The sequence below is a fragment of the Meridianimarinicoccus aquatilis genome, from assembly GCF_004358675.1.
GTDB classification, from domain to species: domain Bacteria; phylum Pseudomonadota; class Alphaproteobacteria; order Rhodobacterales; family Rhodobacteraceae; genus Meridianimarinicoccus; species Meridianimarinicoccus aquatilis.
This window is the reverse complement of the sequence record NZ_SMZO01000009.1, coordinates 76,073-99,231: the sequence shown is the minus strand read 5'-3', so window position 1 is coordinate 99,231 and position 23,159 is coordinate 76,073. Positions and strand designations below refer to the sequence as shown.

Below are 23,159 nucleotides of genomic sequence, written 5' to 3'. Positions count from 1 at the left end.
CAGGCGACCTTAAAGTTCGCCGTCTGCGGCCATCTGCATGTAGGTCGTATCGAACCGGAACGTGACATTGTTGGCATCACCCGTCGTCGCCCCGCTCGGATACGCCACACCGATGAAGTCAGCGCTTGGCGCACCTTCGCCAAGGATGCCCTTTTCGAACAAGAATTCGGCGACACTGACCATGGTTTCCGGAAGATCCTCGCCGGAGGTAAAGGCAACCGCTTCTGCCGGGTCAAAGAACATCTGCGTAGAGGCAAGCTGCGCGTCATAACCGGCAAGGTCCGTGCCGGATGCCTCGGCCATGGCTTCGCGCGCGGCGATGCCTTCTGGCGTGTCAGACGACATGATCCCCATCAACTCGTACCACGCCCCGACAAGTGCCTTGCCGAAATCCGGGTTCGCTTCGAGGGTGTCAGTGTTCACCACCATCAGGTCAATGATCTCGCCGGGAATGTCAGAGCTGTCGAACAACTTGGTCGCGCCCGGCGTTTCCAAAATCGTGGACACAAGCGGGTTCCATGTGACGACGGCTTCGACATCATCGGTTGCAAAAGCGGCAATCATGTCGGCGTCAGACGTATTCAACACCCCGCCCAGATCGGCTTCGGTCAGGCCAACTGTATCCAGTCCCCGCGCCAGCAGATAATGCGAGACCGAAAGCTCCACCAGATTGACCGGCTTGTCGGCCAGGTCTTCCAACGTCCCTTCGCCCTTCAGGATAACGGCATCGTTGCCGTTGGAATAGTCACCGACGATCAGCGCGGTCGTGTCTATCCCGCTGCCCGATGGGATCGAGAGCGTGTCCATGTTGGTGGCGGACACGCCGTCAAACGCTCCGGCGGTATATTGATTGATCGACTCGATGTAGTCGTTGATTTGAACAATTTCGACGTCGATGCCGTATTTGTCGGCCCATTTGTCCATGATGCCGCTGTCTTCCAGATAGCCCCATGGCATCCAGCCGACATAGATCGACCAAGCGACGCGAAACTCTGTTTTTTCCTGCGCCTCGGCAGCAGATGTGACACTGGCCAGCGCAATCGCTGCGGCTAAACTTGTTTTCCTAAGCATGACAGCCCCTCATACGTTCCGCCGTGGTGTCTGCCGGTCCAGAGGCGGAACATGAGAAGAATGCGCGGATGGACCAGCACAGTACTCTCCCGGGATTTTGGCCCGCCGTGTACCGTCGCGGAATTTGCCGCGCGGGCGGCCCTTCTCGGACCTGACCTTCCTTGTGGAAGCGGAACCCTAAGTGCCCTGCCACACCAGCAGACACCGAAGTTCGGCGTCACGCCAAGCACAGGGGCGCACAGAACACCGACCTTGGGCGGTCGTGAGGCAGGTGAGTAAGTTTTGTGCAAACTGGCGCGGCAATGTGTCAAAAATTTAGCGCAACCGTACCCAATTTCAGGCAGACACCTCAAGGAACTTGGGCAATTGGGCTGCAACGAAGTTTCGGTTAAGCCAGACATTGTCGCTGACCCGGCGCCAAAAACTTTTGCGCCCGGGGAGGGACTGTCACCAATGCCCCATCGTCAAGCCCTGCGTGTTGGCTTGAAGCAAGTCAGCGTCTTTCTTCTTTAAAGTTTCCGCTACGCGGTGATACCCTTTGATCTGAAATATAGGGGAATACACATGTCAACTGCTCCACGCCGAATGGCGGCGTCTGCAACTGGGTTGCTCGCTGCGCTTGGGGACATGCCTTTGTTTTCCGGCGTGCCGGAGGAAAGCCTTCTAAAACTGGCCGATGATTTCCAAGAGTTCAGCGTTTTGGAAGGCCGAATTATTGTCGAACAGGGTGAAGAGTCCCGAGATTTTTACGTCGTACTCTCAGGCGGCGTCATCGGATTGCTGATCACCGAAGGCGGCAGGCAAGTCTCGTTTACCGAAATGGGTGCGGGTCGATATTTCGGCGAATTGTCGGCACTGGACGGAAGCCCAAGGTCGATCACAGTTTCCGCTTCTGAGCGAAGCCGGATCGCGCGACTGAACAACGATGCGTTTCAAGATTGGCTCGAACGAGAACCCCGCATCCTGCGCAACATTGCAATCGACCTTGCGGCCCGAACGCGTGTTCTAAATGAACGGGTGATCGGATTGATCGTGCACGATGTGGAAACGCGTGTGCGGATGTTGCTGGTGCGACTGGCGCAGGAACGCGAGCAATTGATCCCCGAAGGCGTAATACACCCCGCGCCCACGCACGAACAGATGGCAACGTATGTTGGCGCCAACCGAGAGGCGGTAAGCCGCGTTGTGGCCCGTTTGAGCAAAGAGGGCGTTATCACATCCAAGCGCCAGAAGGTGATCATCCACCGCGTGGGGGACTTGCTGGAGGGGCTTTGATCGGAAGATCACGAAGTGCGCCCTTTACGGAGCAAACCGCGCCTATAGCATTCCCTTTTCCCGCCCTCCGTCTAGCAGAGCCAAACCAGCACAGAGCGACAGTTGGCTATCTGATTTCATACTGCGCAATGGCGAGCTACGTTCAATTTGTCACCTTGGCCGAAAACCTTCGGAGTGCACCGAAGGTCCCGTTGCTCTGCCACCTGAAAACGTTTTCGTTTTTGGCTAGAGTTTTCCGCTAGATTTCCTGTGGCTGGGAAAGTGCAACAGGGTGAAAAATTTGGCCCCAAGCGGGCACGCGTCCGGTAACACGCCAGCATTTATTGGATATGAATACTAATCCCAGTCAACGAACTATATCAAGAATTCGTTCCTTAAAACCTCCTTTCGTTCATTGTTTTCCAACAGCTTCTGGAGCTGTTGGCGACCTAGATTTGAGAGGATTTGAGACCTGTGCTTTATCATCAGCAAACTGGCAATCTCTTCGTGCGATAAACCTGCCTGTAGACACATCTCTTCCGATTCATAAAGTACTTTTGACAGGAAGATTTGGTCGGCATGTTGCAAAGCGGCTTTCCGAACTTCGGACAGCTCCGCTTCAGACCTTTCTGAATTTGACGTTGATAGATTACCACCATGCCATCGATAGCCAACCAACGGGCGATCAATGCAAAAAAATTTCTTTCCCAACGCTGCCGCTCGCAACCAATAATCGTAGTCTTGCAATTGTTCGAACCGTTGGTCGAATGGACCGGTTTCGTGATGGATTGCGCGGCGCATGGCAATCGTTGGCGCGCTTATGAAATTACCCTCAAAGAAAAGTCGTTGGAACATAGCTTCAGGAGACAATTCAAAAGGAAGAAATATATCGGGGTAGTCCGATGGCGGAAGATCGCGACTGTCCGCGCCAATCCAGGTGGGCAGACCACAAACAATGTCGACATCAGGATCTTCAAGTGCGTTTACTCGTGCGGCAATGCTCCCGGGAAGCATGGTATCGTCGGCAGAAATCATCATGAGTATATCGCCGGATGCACGTTCGATACCGTAGTTAAAAGCATCTGATGGTCCGCCATTGGGTTTTTCGTACACCATCACATCCATGGCATCGAACTCATGCGCAATTTTTGGCGAAGCATCAGAAGAGCCGTCATCCACACAGATAACTTCCAAGTCGTCAAAGTTCTGCTGTTCAATTGACGCAAGGCACTCCGAAATGAAGCGTTCATGGTTGTACGAAACAACCATCGCTGTAACTTTTGGCATGTTCGCGCTTTCTCTTCTGCTTTTGTTGGTGAGAAGAATTTAATAAAGTATCTTCAAAATTAATCGGGCCACTCTGCTAAACATCTTTCAAATTCGACAGGATCAATGGTGTAGTCATCTTGGATCGAGTGCTTTCCCGTTATTTTGCCGACACGACGACCATACATCACTTGAAGTTGCAAACCTTTGATTTCAGAAATTCTCTCCCAAAATGACGCGTTGCTAAGAGGGTGGCGGCTGAAAAAAACCATTACTTTCGTATTCTCATTGCACCACAGAATATTGGTGAAGGCGGCACCGGTTGCTCCGATAACTTGCCGCGCACTTGCGAGGTAGTTAACCTGCGCAGCAAGACTTAAGTCGGCCATATCTACTATTTCGAAACCATATTTTAAAGCGACGTCGATTAGTTCAGTTTCGTTTGCAATGGCGCGTCGCAGTTTCCCACGTTTTAGATATATCTTTCGATCAACTCTGTCTGATGACCTTTTTGCGGTGATAACTTTTTCAACCATTTCAGAGACAATTTTGCGTGGGAAGAAACAGTGTTCAGGTTTGGGCAGAAGATGGTCAAAATCCACAATATGAGACAAATCTGAAATCATATACAATCGACGGATCTTGTAGAGCGAAAAGGGGTGTAATCGCAAAACAGAACGGCAGGGATGTTTTAGAATATCAATCAAGTCGTAAACAGTATCGGCTAGGTTGTTTGAAACGAGCAAAGGCACTGATGGGTCAATAGCCAGTTGAGACTCCAGAAGACTCAGCTTTGGAGCAACTTCCACCAAAAAATTAGAATAGTTACTTTCATTTTCCTTAAAAAGGTGAATTCCACATTCGATAGAAGGATTTACCCGCAACGCGCAATTTGTTATCAGTTTTGCATCAGAAAACTGTCCTGTTTCCCAATTTTTAACAAGAGAACTGTCAGGGACTTTGCCCTGCATGCGACTGATTTCGTCATTGATTACAAGATTTCGCTTCACGAAGACGGTAGATGTGCCAGGCACAACACAACAGTCCTGTAATATCGTTGAGTGCAATGTCGAGGGGAATGCTCCTTCGTGCTTCCACTCGCTCTCGATTTGCTCGAATGACGGAGCTCTTTGGTCGATCAATTGAACCTGTTTGATGTAGTTTCCAAGTGAAATAATTTCGGCTTCAATAGCCTCCTGCCCGCCAGGATTCTGAGAGCGATACCAAATTTGATCCGCTGTTTCCGTGGCACTTTTGCTTGTACCAAAGGCTGCGTCCATTAGGGTGATACAGGGCACATTCCCCTGAGAGTCACCAAAATGAATATAGTGAGACAAAGGTTCGTACTTTGTTTCGTTCGAGAGATGTACGGCCCTGTAAAATGCCGGATCAAAGCCCTTGTTCGGGCGTCGATTTTCAAAATTTCCGACAGTCTCGTAGTGCTCTAGAGGGTTCCAACCTGCATCCCTAACGTCAGGATTGCATTTCAAGTACCACATAGTGTCAAACATTGGACTTGGGTCGTAACCTTTTCTCCAACCGACTTGCATGAAATGGTCCCGTGGATCCAGATCACTTTCGTCGGCGTCGGGATAGGTCGCCAGATACCACGCAGCATTGAAAGTCTCTACTTGCTGTTCATTGATCAGATTTCCGTTGTGTCGCCCAATTTCAAGGTAGTGCTGAAGCGGGTTCACATTGTCATCCTGCTCCAAATACGCGGCGCGATAGAACACTGGATCGAAATCCTGACTTGGGAGACGATTTTCCTGATAGCCAATAGATTCGTAGTGGATCAGCGGGTTGAGCCCAGCTTCGCCAACGTCTGGGTATTGGCTCAGATACCATGCGGTGTCGAAAAACTCGCAAGGATTAAAGTTCTTCTGCCACCCTTCAGTCATGAAATGCTGGATCGGACTTTTCTTGGCTTTTGCGACTTCCGGGTAACGAGCCAGGTACCAGTCAGCATCAAATAGAGTGCTTTCGATGTCAGCCACCGACTCGCGCCGACCAAACCATGACAGTGCCATGTACGATACCTCTCCGAGACTTTAGGCGAGCATTCTTAGCAAAGCTGAAGCGACCCTACCTTCTTCAAGGTCAATTGCTGACCCGTTCCCCGCAGTCTCAATGTTTGACGGCGATTTGTCATCAAGTAGCTTGCAGACGATATGAGGACCGATTGGCAAGCTCAACACTTCGCTGGACAGTCGCCGCGCGCGGGGCAAATTGTCGGGGGCAATCCCAAGATGAGCATAGGCTTTTTGCATGTGCGGGGCGATCGGATAGTGGATCAAAGTGCCGATGCCGGCGCTGGCCAGATGCTCCTGAAGCGCGTCGCGCCTCGTGCTCCGTACGACATAAAGGTGCCATGATGGCTCCGCCCAGTCTGGCACATGAGGCAAAATCAGACCGGTATCGGCCAACCCATCAGTGTAGGCGGCGGCTAAAGCTCTTCGCCGGTCAGTCCATTCATCAAGGATCGAAAGCTTGACGCGAAGTACCGCGGCTTGAAGCGGATCAAGGCGGGAGTTTACGCCCGCTTCTTCGTTGACATATTTTTGCCTTGAGCCGTAGTTGCGTATCAACGCAACACGCTCTGCCAATCCTGCGTCGTTAGTGGTTACAGCCCCCGCATCTCCCAACGCCCCAAGATTCTTGCCAGGATAAAAGCTCCAGCAGACGATATCCCCGTGTGCGCCGATGCGTTTTCCTTTGTATCGCGCACCATGCGCCTGCGCCGCATCTTCGATCACTCGAAGCCCGTACTGTTTGGCCAAACTCAAGATAGGATCCATGTCGGCAGGCTGCCCATAAAGATGGACTGGAATAATCGCACGCGTGCGCGGCGTGATCGACGCCTCGATTAAGTTGGGATCCAAATTGTGAGTTGCGAGGTCCGGCTCCACCGCAATCGGGGTTGCGCCGACAGCTGAAACAGCCAGCCAGGTGGCGATATACGTATTGGAAGGCACCAACACTTCATCCCCCGGCCCGATGTCCAGCGCCCGAAGTGACAGTGTTAGTGCGTCGAGCCCATTGGCCAACCCAACGGCGAAATCCGCTTCACAGTAAGCTGCCCATTCCTTCTCAAACGCATCAACTTCAGGACCAAGGACGTACCAACCACTGTCCAAAACGCGTGCTGTAGCCTCGTCGATTTCTGTTTTTAATTCCTGATATGCTGCGCGAAGGTCAAGAAATGGGATCATGGGTTTTCCTGTTGGCGAAGAAGGTTCGAAAGAGACTCACCTGCCAAAAAGCGCGTCGCCTTTTCAAAATGTCAGAGCTTTGCCCCCACTGCCTTTTGGAAAGCCCCGTAGTCGCGAATGTAGTCGCCTTCGTCGTAACGGTTGGACGCCAACACCATGCAGACAGCACCTTGGCTGAAACTGTCCATTTCGCGCCAAATAAGCCGGTCGATCAACACGCCTTGACGAGGATTGCGCAACCAGTAATCCGTCTTTTCAAACCCGTCATCCACCTTAAGTCGAAAACTGCCCGAAAGCGCGAAAACGACCTGCTGCAATACTCTGTGGGCATGTCCGCCGCGATCTGCATCCACCGGCACGTTATAGAGATAATAGACGCGCGCCACATCGAAAGGCACATGGTTGCTACCTTCGACAAAAGTCAAATCTCCGCGAGGGTCAGATATGACAGGCAAATTGATAAGACGGGCACTTCCGCTGGGTTTTGGGCTTTCAGAAATCATTTGGGAATTTCAGTCCTCAAGCTTTCAGACAGTACGTCGCGAAGTTCGTAAAATCGTTCATTTGCGATCATGAAATACAGATTTTCGTCATCAGAACCGGTCTGCTCTGCTCCGAAGCGACGATGAAACCGAAGCGTCCGTTCATTGTCAGCGCGCACATCAAAAACCGCCTTGGACTTCTGGAGCTTACCGAACCCAATATCATAAACCAAGATAGCAGAGTCGAGAGCCGCTTTGGGGGGTTTATCCGCGTTCAAGATCCAACTGCCCCAGGTAAAGCTGTCCTGCGTGATGCCGTATACCCGCACCGTTCCGCATGGATGTCCGTCTAGCCGTTCGATGATATAATACGCCTCTTTACCAGCCGCCTCCTTGGCCTTGTAGCTTTCGATCCAAGCTCTTTGGTCCGCTATAGTTCCCGTGACCGGCGACAGGTGCGCGTTGTAACTTGGGTCGACACGAAGGCCGTGCACAAAGGCCGCATCGTCTGGAGTCACAAGACGCAGACGAAGGTTCTTTCCGGAAATTTCGGGCACTACGTGCATGGAAAACCGCGTTTAGGCTGAAGTTATCAAAGGCTTACAAGGGATATATCGCCAAGACAACATCGGCCTTCTTTTGCAACCACCCACACAGAGCCCAAATGGTCGAAATTTGTCCAAAGACCCAATGCCCCTTGCCAATTTTGCATTCGCGATAAAACGATTTTGCGTATATTTTAACCCGCATTCCCCATGTAGCTTGGATTTTTCGCCCCGCTGACTGCCATCTATGGCATATTTTTCAGTACCTAAATAGCTTGAAGGCGGCAGGCAGTGGATCACATTGGACATGCACAATTCAGACAGCCCAACCGATGGCGCGCAAAAGGGCACCGTCTGGAACGGGCATTTTCGCTGCATGTGCTATCACCCGCTGTTCAACTTCATCCAATTTGGCTTGTGACCAAGCATGCAATTTTGCCCCGATAGCGGGGTGATCGGGGTCCAAAATTGCCCTTAAACTGTTGTGGACAAGTGGTTAATATTCTCTGCCGATTGACACTTTCGCCACTTGGGACGTTTGGCCCTGCGCCCCGGCAACGTACTTAGTGCGGATGATTGGCACACTGTTCTGATGCCGGTTAACGCGCGATATGCTGACGGTCACCTGATGCGGTTCTTTCCGGGCCGATCCGCCTTCGCCATCCCGAAGCTGTACCAGACTCTGGAAGCATCAGGCCATTTCTACGCCATCCGGCTTCGCGCCAATCGTGTTCTTCAGGGCAGGATTGCGCATCTGCTCAACCGCCCAAAAGAGTGAAGACCGCCTAAGGCGACCTTCAGTTTCAGGCGGTGTCGCGGGACCAGCATCGCCGTTTTGTCGCTAAAGTCCACAGCGCAACCGGAAGGCTTGATCTGCGCCTGAAACGGCGGCAAAACGGCTACGATTGCATTCTACTTCCGGGAATATCAGTTTAAAGGACGCTCACAAATCGCAACACGGACGACCCTCGCCTACGATGAATGGACGACCAACGGGCGTCACATTGAATTTTCCGAAAGCCACTCTCGCCGACTTTCCTCCTGTCGCGATGCAACTGTGCCGACCCGTTGTCTCGTTTCGGTCACGCGACCCGAAAGACACTGGTCAAGTGGTGGCAATCGGAGACATCAGGGCCTAAAGTTCGGCATGATATGCGCGCAACCTCAAGGATCTACGCCAAGGAATTGCGGACTATGAGTGAAAATAACTTCCGAAACATATCGAGCCTCGCCCGCACTCCAGGGTCGGTTGTGCAGGCTGGCATGCTGGCCTTTCCCGACGAGGTCTCTGGCTCGCTCACCTACGCGCCGTCGCATTTTGATGGCGCATTGCGCCTTATAAGGGGTCATTGAATTGCCAGTATCAACCTGTACTTCTGAAAATGGCACACCCGTTGACCGGTTTGCCTTGAAACTTTCAAAGGATCCCGGCGCCGCGAAAGAGTTGGTTCTGTTTCTAACGCATGCACCCTCTGGTAAGATAAAACCGCACGTCCCACCGTATATTCAGTCGTTCCGAAAGGAAGGATTTACAGCCGTCGCAGTCGTGGTTGCCGATGATCTTGAGCAGATCAGCACAGAAGAGATCGCGCCACATTGCGACGGGCTTATCCTTCGTGAGAATGGTGGATATGACTTCGGTGGGTGGGCGCATGCCTTGCAACACCTCGATCTTTCCGAAACCAAAACCCTTGTTTTGGCAAATGACAGTTTGGTTGGTCCATTAAACGACGCCGATTTTAGCACGCTCATAGGCCGAATTCGCGCAAGCAACGCAAACCTGGTCGGGATGACCGACAGCAACGAAATACGTTATCACTTTCAAAGTTATCTAATCGCAGCAAAAAATGAAGGAGTTTCATGCCTATCCGAATTCCTTGGCAACGTAACTGCATTGACGAACAAGCAAGAAGTCATCAACACCTACGAAACGCGACTTCGCGACGCCTTTGTAGACTCCGGTCTAAAAACTGAAGCGCTTTTTCCAGTTGACTCTGACTTTAATGGGAATAGCACAATCAATCACTGGCAAAACCTTGTTGAAACGGGATTCCCTTTTATCAAGACTGTCGTTCTACAGGCCCTGCCCCGTGATGACTGGAAAGACTTGATAATCCAAGGCTCCCTTTCCATCGACATAGTTGATAAATCATTGGTGATGCTAGGTGGTGGAACATCGGTGCTACCCTTGGACAAACAGAAAGACATCGAAGCGGTCGCCGCCGCAGCTCGTGCGATGAGCAAATCAAAGAAGAAAACCGCATCTCTTTCTACTTGGCAAAGCGATAAGCCGCTGAAGAACGCCCTTAAATACCGCTTCTACAAAACTATGGCATCTATCACTCGCCCGATTTCGCCATCTGCCTCAAGTCGATACGAATTTCGCGCCAAACGTCGCAATCCGGAAGAAGATCAGTCTGCACCAAGCGCGGCCCCTTCGCCAAGATCTCTAGCGAAAGTAAAGCGCGTTCCCGGAAACATCCCATTCGCACCAGAAAAGCCCTGTGTTCTCATTGTATCCCACGAAGCAAGTAGGTCTGGCGCACCAATACTGGCACAAAACGTCGCTCAAACCTTGTCAGCAGATTTTAATGTGACTGTATTGTCATTGGTCGGCGGCGAACTGATCGACAGTTTCGCCAAGAGTTCCGAACAAGTCTATGAAGGAAACCGTCTAGAAACACGGCAATCCAGCTATGGGTTGGCCTTGAGCAAGATAGTAGCAGACAGGAAGTTCGACTTTGCTGTGGTGAACTCCATTCAGTCACGTGGCATCTTGGAAGACTTGGTAAAGCTCGACATTCCCAGCGTTTTACTTCTACATGAATTTTCATCATACATAAGCGATCCAGCTGCATTCACGATCGCAATCAATTTGTCCAATGAAGTAGTATTTTCAACACGCCTGACATTGGAAAATGCAATGATCAGTGCACTTCCAGATTACACGCCTTTCATGCACACCATCCCACAGGGAAAATGCGAAGTCCCACTTGGGCCAAGTTTACTCTCAAATCGGCAAGATGAGGTGGAACGATTGCGTGCCGTCATGGCTCCTGAGATCGGCTCAGAGAGTCGTGAAACATTTACCGTTTTGGGCGCCGGACGCGTCGAATATCGAAAGGGAGTGGACCTATTCATTGAAATCGCGGCACGAATTGCAAATAATCCCGAAGGTTCACATGTTCGATTTGTTTGGATAGGCAACGGATTTGAGCCAGCAAAAGACTTTCAGTATTCAGCATTTCTGGCCGATCAGATCAAACGAGCGGGTCTAGATGGTAAGCTTTCAATTCTTGCTGCAACAAGTGAAATCGATGCAGCTTACGAAATGGCAGATGTTCTGCTTCTATCCAGCCGATTAGATCCTTTGCCGAATGTTGCCATTGATGCAATGTGCAAGGGAACCCCAGTTCTGAGCTTCGCCGAAGCAAGCGGCATTTCGGATTTGCTTATCGACGCCGACTTGGCCGATGACTGTGTAGCCGGTTATATGAACACCAGCCAAATGGCTGAAAAAATATTGAGGCTGGCCAACTCGTCCGACCGCCTGAATGAAGTTGGGCAGCAGTCACATGCCTATGCGGCAAAGACCTTTGACCTAACTCATTACACGGCACAGCTTGCACGGCTTGGTGATCGTGCAGCAAAACGGTTGACCGCAAAAGCGTCCGATATCGCAGAGATTGCCGAAGCGGAGTCCTTTGCACCCTGGTTTTACAATTTTCGCGACGCAAAATCAAAATCTCGTATAGATATGGCCAGTGACTACATTCGTGTGTCGCATATGCCTGGCGTCGCAAGAAAGCCCGAACCCGGCTTCAATCCGTTTGTGTATGCGCAACGTCGCGGATCAGCCTATGATGGTACAACAGATCCCTATGCAGATTTTCTTCGGAACGGGCGACCGAAAGGGGCTTGGTTGCAAAGCGTCATACACTCTGAAAACTCAACCGCTCGAGCGACAAACCTTAAAGTGGCCCTCCACATTCACGCATATTTCACGGACGATTTATTGACATGCGTTCAGCGGATTGAACGAAACGATACCCTCCCGGATTTGTATGTAAGCGTTCGAAATGAATCCGCGCAGAAAGAAGTTCAAGAGTTGCTTCAGGCTTACAAGGGCGTGGTCGCAACAGTTGATGTTGTGCCAAATATTGGACGGGACATTGGCCCGTTTCTCACCCACTTCGCCCAGAAGCTAGTGGAACAGTACGATATCATCGGCCATGTGCACCTTAAGCAAAGCGCCCATGTAGGCAATCGTTCCGTCGTGGATCTGTGGAATAACTTTTTGATGGAAAACGTGCTAGGTGGTCCGGCCGGCGGCGCAATGATTGACCTCGCAATGTCCAACTTTGAAGTTGATGACCGATTGGGTCTGATTCACCCCGACGACCCACATTTGATTGGCTGGACACGCAACCGCCCGCACGGCGACGCGATTGCCCGAAAGCTGGGGCATGACCACATTCCCCAGTTTTTTAATTTTCCCGCAGGTACAATGTTCTGGATGCGATCCGAGGCCCTAGCCCCATTTTTGGATATCTCTCTAGGCTGGGGCGACTATCCTGCCGAGCCTATCCAAAGCGACGGAACCATGTTGCACGCGCTTGAGCGGCTTTTTGGGGTGGTGCCAGCGCTGAACGGGTGGAATTGCGCCGTCACATGTGTCCAAGGTGTTTCTAGATGAAGTCGGGTCAGAGTATCGTTTTGTTCTGGACTAAGGAACTCAGCGACAGTTGGCCAAAAGGGGCGATTGAATGAAAGTACTCGTTCTGGGTGGCTGCGGTTTTATCGGGTCCTACGTAGTAGATTCGCTTCTTGAAGCAGGACACCAAGTGCGCGTGTTCGACCGGCAGCCCGAACGTTTTCGAGACCCGCTGCCCGGCGTTGAGTACTTTTTCGGAAACTTTGGTGACCGAATGGCGGTTATCGACGTACTTTCCGGCATGGATGCGGTCGTTCACCTTATTAGCACTACTTTTCCGGGAACTGCCGACCTCGATCCGATCACAGACGTAAAGGACAACCTTGTCGGCACCCTTACGCTTCTGGAATCGATGACAGTGCTGAATATATCGCGCATCTTGTTCCTGTCTTCTGGTGGAACCATCTATGGCGCGCCTGATGTTGTACCAATACCCGAAGACCACCCGCTTAGACCGATCAATTCTTATGGCATCGTCAAAGCGTCAATTGAACACTATCTGGATATGTACAGACGCACCCGTGGCCTATTACCCATATCGATTAGAGCCTCAAACCCATATGGGCCAAGGCAAGGTCACTCTGGTGTACAAGGTGTCATCGGAACATTTCTCAGGCGGATCGTGAATGGTGAAAGCCTTGAAATTTGGGGCGATGGAAGCGTTATCCGCGACTATCTTCATGCCTCAGACCTTGGTCGGCTATGTGCAAAGGCTGTGGCGACAGACCTGACCGGATCCTACAATGCTGGGTCCGGACATGGGACATCGCTGTCTGAAATCGTCGCGTATATGGAAAGCCTCAGCACACAATCAACGCCCGTCACGTATCGCCCCGGACGCCCAATAGATGTTCAGCGCTCTATCTTGGATGTATCGAGGGCAAAGCGCGATCTCGATTGGCAGACGCAGATCGATTTGAAAGACGGTATTAAAGGCACCTACGAGTGGATGCGATCGATCACGCAAATTCAAAACTGAAGCCAGGGTAGAAACATGCATTCCACATGGCAGCGTTTTCTCAGCCGCGCTTTAGGTTTCGCAATTCGCAAAGCTAATGGTGCTCCCGAGTGCTTTGTTCAGACATTAATGCGTACCAATGAGCAACTGGTTCTATCCCTCTTAGACGCAGATAAACCTTCGGTTGATTTTTCGTTGGCGCAACCAGTCGGCCCAACGGCGCAGATGATAACTAAGGAACCCTTCCTCTTTATTTTCGCCAAGGGAGTCGTCCCGCTTGGCAACTGCCTTGACCGACTGCGCGACGCATTGCGAGCATCCCCCAATTACTCTTTTGCCTATGGCGACGAAATCTTTGTCGGGCCAACCGGGAAGATGACCGGCCACTGGTTCAAGCCAGATCAAACTGACCCACTTTTGTTGCAAGCAGGGGCGTTAACAGGCGGCGTCATTTGCATTGAGCGTGATCAAGATGGCGTTGAAGAACTCGTTCGCGAACTTGAATCCGGTGGCGACTATCATGCCTGCATATCACGCTTTGCGATGTCTCACACGAACCACAGCGCCCTGCACGTCCACGCTGCGTTGTCACAGAGTTCAGCCTCAACATCGCACCCAGTCGCACCTTTGACCGGCCCAACCACACTACGAACACCCTTGACTAGCGTCATAATTCCGACCCGGAATGGTTGGAGCGTTCTTAAGCCCTGCTTGGAATCTTTAAAGAGCACAAACTGGCCCGATGGACAGTTGGAAATTGTCATCGTCGACAACGGCTCTGATGATCCAGAAATGCTCACGCAACTTAGCCAGCTCGAAATGAGTGGTACTCTTCGAATTTTGCGTGATGACGGACCTTTCAATTTCGCCCGTCTCATCAACCGTGGCATCGAGTTCTCTAGCGGTGAACTGATCGTTCTATTGAACAACGACACAGTGGCGCGCACATCAAACTGGCTTCATCGGCTTGCAGTTTATGCGATGGATCCGGCCTATGGGGCAGTTGGCTGCAAATTGCTTTACCCTGATGGAACAGTGCAACACGCCGGAATGGTATTTGGGTTGCGGGGCGGCGTGCAACACGTCTTTGTTGGCTGCCAAAAAAACGACGGTGGGTACAACGGCATCGCCAACATGGATAGGCAAGTCAGCGCTGTAACAGCCGCATGTCTCGCTGTGCGACGCGATGCTTGGGACCAAGTCGGAGGCTTGTCAGAGGACCTTGCTGTTTCATTTAACGACGTCGTTTTCTGCGCCGATCTTCTGAAGGCAGGCTACCGTAACATCTGTGTCGCAGAACCCTTATTCGACCATCATGAAAGCAAAACCCGTGGTTTGGATAATAGCGTCGAAAAACGAGCGCGCCACAAACGTGAAAAAGAACTAGCCCGAAGCAAACATCCCGACCTTTTTGAACAGGACCCAGCCTATTCAGAGATTCTTTCAAAAAAAATCCCCTATTCCTTATTAGAGCCTCCAACCTAATTTAAAATCTAGGAAAGAGTATATTTTATCTTCCTTACTGCACCTGTTTGACGTTTCAAAAGGGCTGCAAAGCCTATTCAACAATCTTCGGCATTGAAAGTTCTAAAACGCAATCAGGCGAAGAGCCAATTGCAGAAAGCCCCCCCTCAACGTCCTGCTGCCTTAGGTATCCGAAGAACCCAGAATAACGAGCTGAAGGGGAGATTGCAGAAGCGACATCATCGCGAGGCCAGCCAGTAATTGCAAAACCAGACACGACATTCCCAGAATTGATGAATGAAACAAGCTCCGACACACTGTTTGAATTTTGATCAAATATCCAGCCTCTCACTTTAACAAAGCTTGGATCTGTTGATACGGGTATAATTTCGTCCATAGACCCTACGCACAACTGCAAACTTGATGAAATGAGAGGTTGTCCAAGCGTCGATCGCAGATCATGAAACGGAAAACGGCCAAAAACCGATCTTCTTCTTTTGACTATTTCTTCAGCCATAAGAATCACGTGATCAGCGACCGGATAAACTTTCTCTATTGCATCACTATCATGAACGCCCAACTCTAAGGCGAGCGCTGCTAGATTTTGATCTGCCAGATGTAAAGCTTTGGATTGGAGTGCATTGAACTGCGACATCAGAACGAAAAATGAGAAGATCGTCAAAATGCTTGACCAGGCTCGTATAGAGTTTCGCTGCTCACGCAACTGGAATGCGTTTGGAAAGGTCGCCCAAACCAAAACCACAAATGCAGCCCACATCACAACGGTTGGCGTAGTGTACCTCTCAGCGACCACCGCATGAATTCCAAAGACTGCGCGCCCCCCTGCCGTCGCTAAGGCGGTTGCACCCACGAAGGCCACATAATGCAGAAGTGATACCTGAAATGGCGACCTGGTCGTGGAAAACAGAATTTTCGATGCCAAGAAAATCGACCCAGCCGAAATCCCCAAACCAAAACAAAATGCAACGAAATAGGCGACGGTTCCGTGACCAAATATGTGATAAAAGGGCGATCCAAGATAGATCATCGTGTAGAGCAAAACTGTTCCCGGGTCATCTCGTAGGCTGCTTGAGAGACTCCCGTGATGTTCTGGAGCAACGTACCCGTAAAAGTATGCATAAGGCACAGCAACTGAAAGAATGAGTAGGAAGGATTTTTTGTAGAGTGGGAGCTTTAGAAAAAAGGCACACAAGAGCATCATGGGAAGGACGGCAATTCCATTTGCCATTGTGCCAGCCGAAAGCACTCCCAAAAATAAAGAGATGCCAAAACTTACACCATCTCCATGGTCAGCGGACCTCGCCAAAAAATAAAAAGCAATAAGGGGAAGAACAGTCATTAAAAAGAACTGAGACTGAAACGCCCATACGAAGTTCTCCTGCTGAGTCCAGAGAAAAACCCAACCGAAGATCATCAACGAGAGAACTCTAGCCGTTGGTTTTGAGTCAGCGATAGTGGTAGATATTTGAGAGATGTAGCGAACAAGATAGAATCCGGCAAACGCCATTATTACATAATTCATACATATTAAAAATACGCTTCGATCGCCAAAGATACTCGAGTCCAAAATGAACAGAAGACGAGCCAGCACAATACGGTGCTCATTGTGTTGAGACCAAATTTGGCCAAGTTGTCCATCTTGAAACTTCATAGTGAAAAGCAAAGCGCCGTTCCACATGTCCCAAAAGGGAACCGACGAGAACCCTAGAAAACCACCCGCGACGGCTAACCCAACCATGAGTGTCGAAAATATTGCCGAAATTGACAAAGGCGACAGCAAAGCCCTCGCTAGATTCTGCCCTACTATCATTATTGGCTCCCCAGAAAGCACTCACAATCAGACCATCGGCCCCTTAGATAACTTTGGACGACAAGATGCATTTATTTAAACGTAAAATATTTATGCCCCAAAAAGCTTGTCACTGCCGGAACCAGAACGCCGATGATATGCGCTATGTCTTCCGCATACCACTTGAAGCCAACGAAAGGGAAAACCACTTTAGCCAACCCAACAGAGACGCACCAAACAACAACAAGCGCAAACGCATTTACAATCGTAAATCGCATGAATTCGTTTCGAATTCCGTCAGGCGAGTTGGAAAAGACAAACATACGCGCCAGCGTATATGCCGTGATCATCCCCAATAGATATGCCAACGCGACCGCTATCTCAAATGACATGAATTTGTCTAGAAGGTAACGAGAGAGAAGGTTGACCGCAGCCGCAATCCCACCCGTCAAAAGGAAACGAAAAAACTGCACCTCAAGCGACCGAAGGTAAGTTGGCCGCCATTTCGCGAGCCAGCCTAGAGCTTTCCGAAATCCCTCGATCTTCAGGATAATAATAGCATGTATCTGCAACTTGAAGACCTTCGATAGATGTTTGAATCGAAGGAAGCCCATCTAGAAAATTCGGAGTACAAACAGGCTGAGCGTAGCGTAACCGGCCAACAGTGCTATCGATCAGATCGTCTTCGGAAATCTCGGGGTTTATCTTACTGATGTATTTCATTGCGGTTTCCACAAAATCGGCGTTACCGTCTTCCCACTTTGGATTCGAAGTTGGCATATAGTAAGGGACATAAACAATATGGTCTGGCATCTTACGAAGGTTCGAAAACTCAATAATTCCAGGAATGTCCATGTGTTCATCTATAACGTTCAACCAAAAATGCGGCGACACGCTTTTCTTCAGCTTGAGCAAAATGCAGATGCAACCAATGTTCTCAATTGCATCTAACTTTTCACGCTCTTCAACCGACAGATCAGGTATCATCGCGGAAACATGCGGGGTCGGCACAGTGCTTATAACGTGATCGTGCGGGGTAAAACCCTCGTCTATTTCAAGTCCAGCTACCCGGCCATCTTGCGTCACAACTTTGACAACTGGAGTCCCGAGTCGGATTATTCCTCCCATGTCAGTAATTTCAGAAACAAGGCGATCAACAAGCGTCTGTGAACCACCCCTTATATGACCAAGTTTTTCTTGAAGTATGGATTTACGTGACCGGCCAACGCGCTTTATTCGGGTTGCAATCCACGACGCCGAAATCTTATCTGTGTACTCATAGAACTTCAATTCCAGCAATCGACGCCACATCAAGTTATAGACGCGCTCACCACAATCACGGACAATCCAATCCTTGGCCGTCATGCCTTCGATACCGGTGAAATCTGGGCGTTTTGTTTGACAAAACGCCGATGCACCGTAGCGAATTTTTTCAAAAAAACTCATTAAAGGAAAGCGTAGCAATGAAAACGGATCACCCCATTTGTAGTGCTTTCCTTCAATGAAGTATCCCATTGAAGTCTCAACCCATTCCATCTGATCACCGATGCCAAGTTCGGTCATCAGATCAAAGGTCGGTTGATCTGGAGTGCAGACAAAATGGTAAAAGCGTTCAATTGAAAGTCCGCCAAAGTCGAAATGTGCAGCCATTCCCCCGGGTACAGTATCAGCTTCGTAGACTGTTACTTTATGACCTGCCTTAGCGGCGTGATACGCGGCGGCGAGCCCCATTGCACCCGCGCCGATAACTGCAACATTTGCCATTGTCAGAACTCCAGAGTGACCGAGCTATATTTCGGATCATTGTATGTTTGATGTAACGCATCGGCCGTCGTTGTTGAAGGAACGTTGAAGATGCCGGGCCAATCAATAATTTCGAATTCTTCGGGGATAACCAAAGCTTCAAGTTGCCGGGTCGTGAATGGTGGATTCTTGTCTAGAATCGCATAGATGCGGAGCAACCACCAGAATACAACATAGGGAATACGGATGATCTTGGCCTTTGCACCGCAAGCTTCTTTTAAGGCGGTCACCAAATCAATGTATGTAATTTTCTCTTGGCCCGAGATATCGAAAATCTGACCCGGACGAAAATTATCTACGCATGACATAATCACGTTGCAAAAATCTCTGGCAAAGAGCGGTTGACGGATGTATTCGCCGCTTCCCGGCACCGGGAACACTGGCTTGCGCTGCATAAAGCGGGCCAGCCAGCCCAAATGTTTTCGATCAAACAAACCGAACATCAGCGTGGGCCGCAGGACGACAGTTGGAATGCCGCGGGCAAGTACCATCTTTTCCTGTGCAGTCTTTGACCGTGTATAGAAGTCGTCGGCGATTGAATTTACTACTGAAGAGCTAATATGGATGATCTTCTGGATTCCTGCTTTTTCAGCAGCGTCCAAAACGTGCTCTGTTGCCGTCACGTTATTTGCGACAAACGGTTCTTCGGTCAATGCGCCAATTTGAGCATGATTAAGGATCAGCAGATCAGCTCCGTCAAACGACTTCGCCCATTCGCCGGGTACCGCCAAGTCCGCTTCTATGAGTTTAACTTCGGGGTGTAACTCGCGATAGATCGCGCAATTTTCCGGGTGCTTGTCAATTGCCAATACTTCGATATCGCTGCGATCTTTCATCAGGACCGTCAAATTTTGCCCAATCAGCCCCGCCGCCCCAGTGAGCACAATTTTCATCTTCTTCTCCGTCAAACTGGCACCCATTAAAGCTTGGTCTTATGCAGAATTGCTGCTGGAAGCGAGCGAATGATCGTCATGACTCCCCACCAGAACCATGGCGCATAGACGCTCAGTTTCCGCCGCTTGACTGCTTTGTCTATGTCCGCGGCGATACGTTCTGGACTTGCCCAAAGTGGGCCACCCCGACCTTCGATATGTGCGGTCATTGGCGTCGCGACAAACCCAGGCTTTATAAGGGTCGCTGACACATTCGGATAGGCAGCAAGAGCGTGTTGAAGCCCTTGAACAAACCGCTCCAAGCCCCCTTTCGCTGCACCGTAAGCATAGTTTGACATACGTCCCCGATCCCCCGCAACCGAGCCGATAACAGCAAGCCGCCCAAATTTCTGCTCAGTCATAACATTGGCAAACGCTTGCAGCCAAATCGCCGTGCTTGTGAAGTTGACCTGAAATGCCTTTTCCAACTCGGCTGGATCAGTTTGGGTTTTGGACTGGTCTGGCAAAGATCCGTAGGCAATCAAAACCTCGTCGATTGTGCCAAGTTCGCCTGTCGCCGCCGCCACCAAAGTGGCGGGGTCATCAATGTCTGCCAAATCGCACGCCCGTGTGACAACATTCCCTGCGCCCCGCGCGGTAACGTCGGCAGCAATGGACTCCAACGCTTCCGCGTTCCGCCCTACGATAAATAGCGTCAAATTGGAGCCGCGTTCCTTCGCGACCAGCCGTATATAAGCTTCTGCGATAGAAGACGTCGCGCCCAACACGACAAGCCCGTAATTTTTGTTCTTCGATGTCATGCCGTGCTCTTGGCTCCTGTTTCGGTGACGCGGCGCCAGAAGGAACTCATCAGGGCCGGGTCACGTGCGGCCTCAAGATCCTGCCACGCCGGAAAGCTGGTTTGGTATGTTCTGGGGAGCATGTGACCATCTTTTGCCGGGTACATGCGGCCCCCCGCTGCCAAGGCAATATCATCCAGACGCCGAAGCAACCTTTGCGTGCGTGCGCCGCGGTTCGCAAAATCAAGGGCGAGGCTAACGCCCTCACGGCCAAAAGACATTACACCTGGGGATGTCTCGGTGCCATAACTCTTTAACACCACAAGAAACGACCCCTGCCCTGCGGCCTCAATAGCCCGAAGCTGTTCCGTCACGCCTTCTTGTGCCGCCTCCGGCGGAATTATCGACTGATGCTGATAGAACCCGCGCGGCCCGTAAAGCTTGTTCCAGCCTGCAATTCCATCCAATGGATAGAAAAACGAGTTGTAATGCTGCTGCCCGCAGAACCTTGCGCCCGACCGTCGGCGATAAAGCGCATTGAACGCCTTGATCGAAAACTTGTTCAACACCCATCCCGGCGTTTCACCGGGCCACGAAAGGCCCGGCTTTTCCGGATGCGCAACGAGCTTTGCGGGCCGTGTCGAATGCCGCCCGCGCGTGAAAATCCCGCGGCCAAGCCCGTCGCCCTTCGCAAAGCAATCAATCCAGGCCACAGCAAAAGGCCATTCCTCACTTTGTCCGCTCAAGTCGAAAAACTCGGAAAGATTGGCGAATGGAATGTTCTCAACGTCCATCATCGGGCTGACGATCGGAACCAGCTGCAAACCAACCCATTCAATAAATCCCGTCAGACCCAGCCCTCCAATAGTCAGGGAAAATAGGTCCGGGTTGTTATTCTTGCTCAAGGTGTGTCGTCCGGAATCGCTTCTTAGAAGCCCTAAATCTGTTACGAACGCTCCGAAGCTGCCAACTTTGTGGTGGTTTTTTCCATGTACGTCATTGGCCACTGCGCCGCCCAAACTCACGAATTTGCTTCCGGGCGTGACAGGCAAAAACCACCCTTTGGGCACCGCGACCGCCAATAACTCCCCAAGGCTCATTCCCGCCTCAGCCCGGATGAGCCCAGTTTCCCAGTCCGCTGAAATGAACCGATCTAGATGCCTCGTGCGCAAGATCCGTCCACCGTCGTTAAGCGCAACATCGCCATAGGACCGACCGCAACCATGAATGGCAGTTCCCCGAGAGGATGAGGCGACTAAATTGACGCCCGAAAGCCGGTCCGGCTCATCGACTGTGCAATCGTATCCAAATGCGCGTCCCCAACTTTCCACGCTCATGTCGCTTGCTCCACCACCAGGATGACGGCCATCGCCACCAGCAGGATGAAGCTCACTTTGTCTTTCAACGCAAATATTATTGGGTCATCGTGGACCGCACCGCGGTTGACCAAAATCCAGAAGCGGCTGATCCAATAGCACAGAAGAACTGCAAGCGCCGAGGCACTCGTTATGTGATTTACAATGGAAGACCCTGAGAGGAACACATAGATCAGCACAATTACCGGGGCGATCAACCCGGAAACAATCCCCAAAGACATGACCACAGGAAGGTCGCGACCCACATATCCGCGGCCAAGCATTTGAACGTCCGGGCCCTTTGCGTCGATGGTGCGCCGACGCTCCAGTTCAATACACCGTTTGCCGAAGGCAAGGCTCAGAAAAAATGCGCCTACAGCCGTCATGAACCACTCATTCGCGGATTGGCCGATCACGACACCGCCGACAAGAATTCGCCAGCAAAACAGAAACGCCAAGACAATCGCATCCAAAATGACAAGCCGCTTGAAATAAAGCGAATAGCTCAGGGAAACTGCGGCATAGATGAGAATAAGAAGTGAAACACCCGGATTGATCAAAAGGGCGAGTGCCATCCCAATGACAAACAAACCCACTGTTCCAATGATACCATTTTTTACGTCCAGCACCCCGGCCGCCAGCGGACGCTTTGATTTGCTGTGGTGTTTTCGATCTTCCTGAAGATCAAGAAGATCGTTCAAGACATAGGTCGCGCTGGCCACAAGGCCAAACGCAACAAATATCCCAAGCAAACCCAAAATTGCTAAAGGTGTAAGTGCGGCCAAGTTCAGCGCCGGAACGACAAACAGCAGTGTATTCTTCGCCCACTGATGCAACCGCATCTCTTTTATAAACGAGGCCCTTTGCGGAAATCGCGGCACAAGAACTTCAAGCGAGATGTTTTCGGACTTGGCCTTTTCCAACACAGACGACGTGGCGTTTACGGCATAAGATTTACGCGCTTTCTTCCACACGCTGAGGTCTTCAGAGCTGTTTCCGATATAGTCAAACCCGTCCGGATAGGTTGCAACCAGATAGTCGGCTTTTGTGCGTGATGTGAGGTTTCGACCTTCGCCCGTTCCAACAAAGGACTCGAAGTCGCCAACATGCTTCGCGACGTTCTCAACCACATCACGCTGAGCCCCAGACACTAGAACCCTATGCTCTGCTTCGGCGTAAACCGGGCTTTCCAACAAAGCGGTCGTATAAGGAAGCGTTGTTTCGTCGAAACGCTCGCCGACATGGGCGACAAGTTGAGCCTTCATTTTTGCCAAACCGCGCTTTCGCCAAAGCAAAACGCGCAGCCAACCTGTCAGGGGGAACTTCTTGAGAAACAGGATCAGAAGCTCATAGGTCGTGTCGGTCCGTGTAAGAGTGCCGTCGAGGTCAACAATCAAGGGAACAGCGGGTACATCTTTCTTTCCGCTCAAGCGATTGACTCCATATTCGACTATTTGTCAGCAGTCGTAACGATAAAGCAATTATGGGGCTCATACAGTCTGCAATTCCGCGCACTTATGACTTCGTGCAAATCCGCAACAGTCACAGCAGCG

Annotated in this window: 18 protein-coding genes, 1 pseudogene and 1 riboswitch; of the genes and pseudogenes, 6 read left to right on the top strand and 13 right to left on the bottom strand. The window is 50.9% G+C overall.

All coding sequences use genetic code 11. From position 1 onward, the window contains the following. Positions 1 to 9: 9 nt before the first annotated feature. Positions 10 to 1,071: a putative urea ABC transporter substrate-binding protein gene (locus E2L05_RS05850; protein ID WP_133341961.1), complete on the bottom strand. Its 1,062-nt coding sequence runs from the start codon at positions 1,069 to 1,071 to the stop codon at positions 10 to 12. Between the two features lie 84 nt (positions 1,072 to 1,155). Then, a riboswitch (guanidine-I (ykkC/yxkD leader) is annotated at positions 1,156 to 1,263 on the bottom strand. Positions 1,264 to 1,635: 372 nt separating this feature from the next. On the opposite strand from E2L05_RS05850, the gene E2L05_RS05845 reads away from it, so the two are divergent. Continuing rightward, positions 1,636 to 2,346 carry a Crp/Fnr family transcriptional regulator gene (locus tag E2L05_RS05845; RefSeq protein WP_243721886.1) on the top strand — a complete coding sequence of 237 codons (711 nt, stop codon included), beginning with the start codon at positions 1,636 to 1,638 and terminating at the stop codon, positions 2,344 to 2,346. Between the two features lie 354 nt (positions 2,347 to 2,700). Here the strand turns inward: E2L05_RS05845 and E2L05_RS05840 are convergent, their stop codons facing one another. The 5 genes from E2L05_RS05840 to E2L05_RS05820 all read right to left on the bottom strand — a co-directional run bounded on the left by E2L05_RS05840 (position 2,701) and on the right by E2L05_RS05820 (position 7,851). Further along, a complete protein-coding gene (locus E2L05_RS05840) occupies positions 2,701 to 3,612 on the bottom strand; it encodes a glycosyltransferase (RefSeq protein ID WP_133341960.1) in 912 nt (303 codons plus the stop codon). Between the two features lie 59 nt (positions 3,613 to 3,671). Continuing rightward, on the bottom strand, positions 3,672 to 5,621 hold the full coding sequence (locus E2L05_RS05835; RefSeq protein WP_133341959.1) for a glycosyltransferase family 61 protein: 1,950 nt from the start codon (positions 5,619 to 5,621) through the stop codon (positions 3,672 to 3,674). Between the two features lie 21 nt (positions 5,622 to 5,642). Continuing rightward, the gene (locus E2L05_RS05830) at positions 5,643 to 6,803 is read right to left on the bottom strand and encodes a DegT/DnrJ/EryC1/StrS family aminotransferase (RefSeq protein ID WP_133341958.1); all 1,161 of its coding nucleotides are present in this window, start codon (positions 6,801 to 6,803) and stop codon (positions 5,643 to 5,645) included. A 71-nt stretch (positions 6,804 to 6,874) separates the two neighbouring features. Next, entirely contained in the window at positions 6,875 to 7,228 is a 354-nt protein-coding gene (locus E2L05_RS05825) for a sugar 3,4-ketoisomerase (RefSeq protein WP_394346536.1), read from the bottom strand. Between the two features lie 74 nt (positions 7,229 to 7,302). Beyond that, the gene (locus E2L05_RS05820) at positions 7,303 to 7,851 is read right to left on the bottom strand and encodes a GNAT family N-acetyltransferase (RefSeq protein WP_133341956.1); all 549 of its coding nucleotides are present in this window, start codon (positions 7,849 to 7,851) and stop codon (positions 7,303 to 7,305) included. Between the two features lie 295 nt (positions 7,852 to 8,146). Here E2L05_RS05820 and E2L05_RS21030 point away from each other — a divergent pair. The 5 genes and pseudogenes from E2L05_RS21030 to E2L05_RS05795 all read left to right on the top strand — a co-directional run. Next, positions 8,147 to 8,700: pseudogene (locus E2L05_RS21030) on the top strand (transposase); the annotation flags it as partial. A 324-nt stretch (positions 8,701 to 9,024) separates the two neighbouring features. Further along, entirely contained in the window at positions 9,025 to 9,183 is a 159-nt protein-coding gene (locus tag E2L05_RS20710; RefSeq protein ID WP_165971699.1) for a hypothetical protein, read from the top strand. Between the two features lies 1 nt (position 9,184). Further along, positions 9,185 to 12,526: a rhamnan synthesis F family protein gene (locus E2L05_RS05805; RefSeq protein ID WP_133341954.1), complete on the top strand. Its 3,342-nt coding sequence runs from the start codon at positions 9,185 to 9,187 to the stop codon at positions 12,524 to 12,526. A gap of 70 nt (positions 12,527 to 12,596) precedes the next feature. After that, positions 12,597 to 13,523, top strand: coding sequence for an NAD-dependent epimerase/dehydratase family protein (locus tag E2L05_RS05800; RefSeq protein WP_133341953.1), 927 nt, complete (start codon positions 12,597 to 12,599; stop codon positions 13,521 to 13,523). Positions 13,524 to 13,538: 15 nt separating this feature from the next. Next, entirely contained in the window at positions 13,539 to 14,987 is a 1,449-nt protein-coding gene (locus tag E2L05_RS05795) for a glycosyltransferase family 2 protein (protein WP_133341952.1), read from the top strand. Between the two features lie 73 nt (positions 14,988 to 15,060). Here the strand turns inward: E2L05_RS05795 and E2L05_RS05790 are convergent, their stop codons facing one another. The 7 genes from E2L05_RS05790 to E2L05_RS05760 all read right to left on the bottom strand — a co-directional run bounded on the left by E2L05_RS05790 (position 15,061) and on the right by E2L05_RS05760 (position 23,036). Then, positions 15,061 to 16,797, bottom strand: coding sequence for a hypothetical protein (locus E2L05_RS05790; RefSeq protein WP_133341951.1), 1,737 nt, complete (start codon positions 16,795 to 16,797; stop codon positions 15,061 to 15,063). Positions 16,798 to 16,868: 71 nt separating this feature from the next. Continuing rightward, positions 16,869 to 17,249: a GtrA family protein gene (locus E2L05_RS05785; protein WP_133341950.1), complete on the bottom strand. Its 381-nt coding sequence runs from the start codon at positions 17,247 to 17,249 to the stop codon at positions 16,869 to 16,871. A gap of 1 nt (position 17,250) precedes the next feature. After that, the gene (locus E2L05_RS05780; protein ID WP_133341949.1) at positions 17,251 to 18,540 is read right to left on the bottom strand and encodes an NAD(P)/FAD-dependent oxidoreductase; all 1,290 of its coding nucleotides are present in this window, start codon (positions 18,538 to 18,540) and stop codon (positions 17,251 to 17,253) included. Positions 18,541 to 18,542: 2 nt separating this feature from the next. Beyond that, entirely contained in the window at positions 18,543 to 19,472 is a 930-nt protein-coding gene (locus tag E2L05_RS05775; protein ID WP_133341948.1) for an NAD-dependent epimerase/dehydratase family protein, read from the bottom strand. A 26-nt stretch (positions 19,473 to 19,498) separates the two neighbouring features. After that, on the bottom strand, positions 19,499 to 20,272 hold the full coding sequence (locus tag E2L05_RS05770) for an SDR family NAD(P)-dependent oxidoreductase (RefSeq protein WP_133341947.1): 774 nt from the start codon (positions 20,270 to 20,272) through the stop codon (positions 19,499 to 19,501). Further along, the gene (locus tag E2L05_RS05765; RefSeq protein WP_133341946.1) at positions 20,269 to 21,588 is read right to left on the bottom strand and encodes an FAD-binding oxidoreductase; all 1,320 of its coding nucleotides are present in this window, start codon (positions 21,586 to 21,588) and stop codon (positions 20,269 to 20,271) included. The genes E2L05_RS05770 and E2L05_RS05765 overlap by 4 nt, the downstream gene beginning before the upstream one ends. Further along, complete coding sequence (locus E2L05_RS05760; protein ID WP_165971698.1) at positions 21,585 to 23,036, bottom strand: UbiA family prenyltransferase; 1,452 nt, start codon at positions 23,034 to 23,036, stop codon at positions 21,585 to 21,587. The genes E2L05_RS05765 and E2L05_RS05760 overlap by 4 nt, the downstream gene beginning before the upstream one ends. Positions 23,037 to 23,159: the final 123 nt, after the last annotated feature.

What these genes read in the sequence shown, in the direction of transcription:
- E2L05_RS05800 (WP_133341953.1), top strand. Translation starts at nt 12,597, where the DNA reads ATGAAAGTACTCGTTCTGGGTGGCTGCGGTTTTATCGGGTCCTACGTA.
- E2L05_RS20710 (WP_165971699.1), top strand. Translation starts at nt 9,025, where the DNA reads ATGAGTGAAAATAACTTCCGAAACATATCGAGCCTCGCCCGCACTCCA.
- E2L05_RS05820 (WP_133341956.1), bottom strand. Translation starts at nt 7,851, where the DNA reads ATGCACGTAGTGCCCGAAATTTCCGGAAAGAACCTTCGTCTGCGTCTT.
- E2L05_RS05770 (WP_133341947.1), bottom strand. Translation starts at nt 20,272, where the DNA reads ATGACATCGAAGAACAAAAATTACGGGCTTGTCGTGTTGGGCGCGACG.
- E2L05_RS05765 (WP_133341946.1), bottom strand. Translation starts at nt 21,588, where the DNA reads ATGAGCGTGGAAAGTTGGGGACGCGCATTTGGATACGATTGCACAGTC.
- E2L05_RS05845 (WP_243721886.1), top strand. Translation starts at nt 1,636, where the DNA reads ATGTCAACTGCTCCACGCCGAATGGCGGCGTCTGCAACTGGGTTGCTC.
- E2L05_RS05775 (WP_133341948.1), bottom strand. Translation starts at nt 19,472, where the DNA reads ATGAAAATTGTGCTCACTGGGGCGGCGGGGCTGATTGGGCAAAATTTG.
- E2L05_RS05840 (WP_133341960.1), bottom strand. Translation starts at nt 3,612, where the DNA reads ATGCCAAAAGTTACAGCGATGGTTGTTTCGTACAACCATGAACGCTTC.
- E2L05_RS05850 (WP_133341961.1), bottom strand. Translation starts at nt 1,071, where the DNA reads ATGCTTAGGAAAACAAGTTTAGCCGCAGCGATTGCGCTGGCCAGTGTC.
- E2L05_RS05835 (WP_133341959.1), bottom strand. Translation starts at nt 5,621, where the DNA reads ATGGCACTGTCATGGTTTGGTCGGCGCGAGTCGGTGGCTGACATCGAA.
- E2L05_RS05790 (WP_133341951.1), bottom strand. Translation starts at nt 16,797, where the DNA reads ATGATAGTAGGGCAGAATCTAGCGAGGGCTTTGCTGTCGCCTTTGTCA.
- E2L05_RS05830 (WP_133341958.1), bottom strand. Translation starts at nt 6,803, where the DNA reads ATGATCCCATTTCTTGACCTTCGCGCAGCATATCAGGAATTAAAAACA.
- E2L05_RS05795 (WP_133341952.1), top strand. Translation starts at nt 13,539, where the DNA reads ATGCATTCCACATGGCAGCGTTTTCTCAGCCGCGCTTTAGGTTTCGCA.
- E2L05_RS05780 (WP_133341949.1), bottom strand. Translation starts at nt 18,540, where the DNA reads ATGGCAAATGTTGCAGTTATCGGCGCGGGTGCAATGGGGCTCGCCGCC.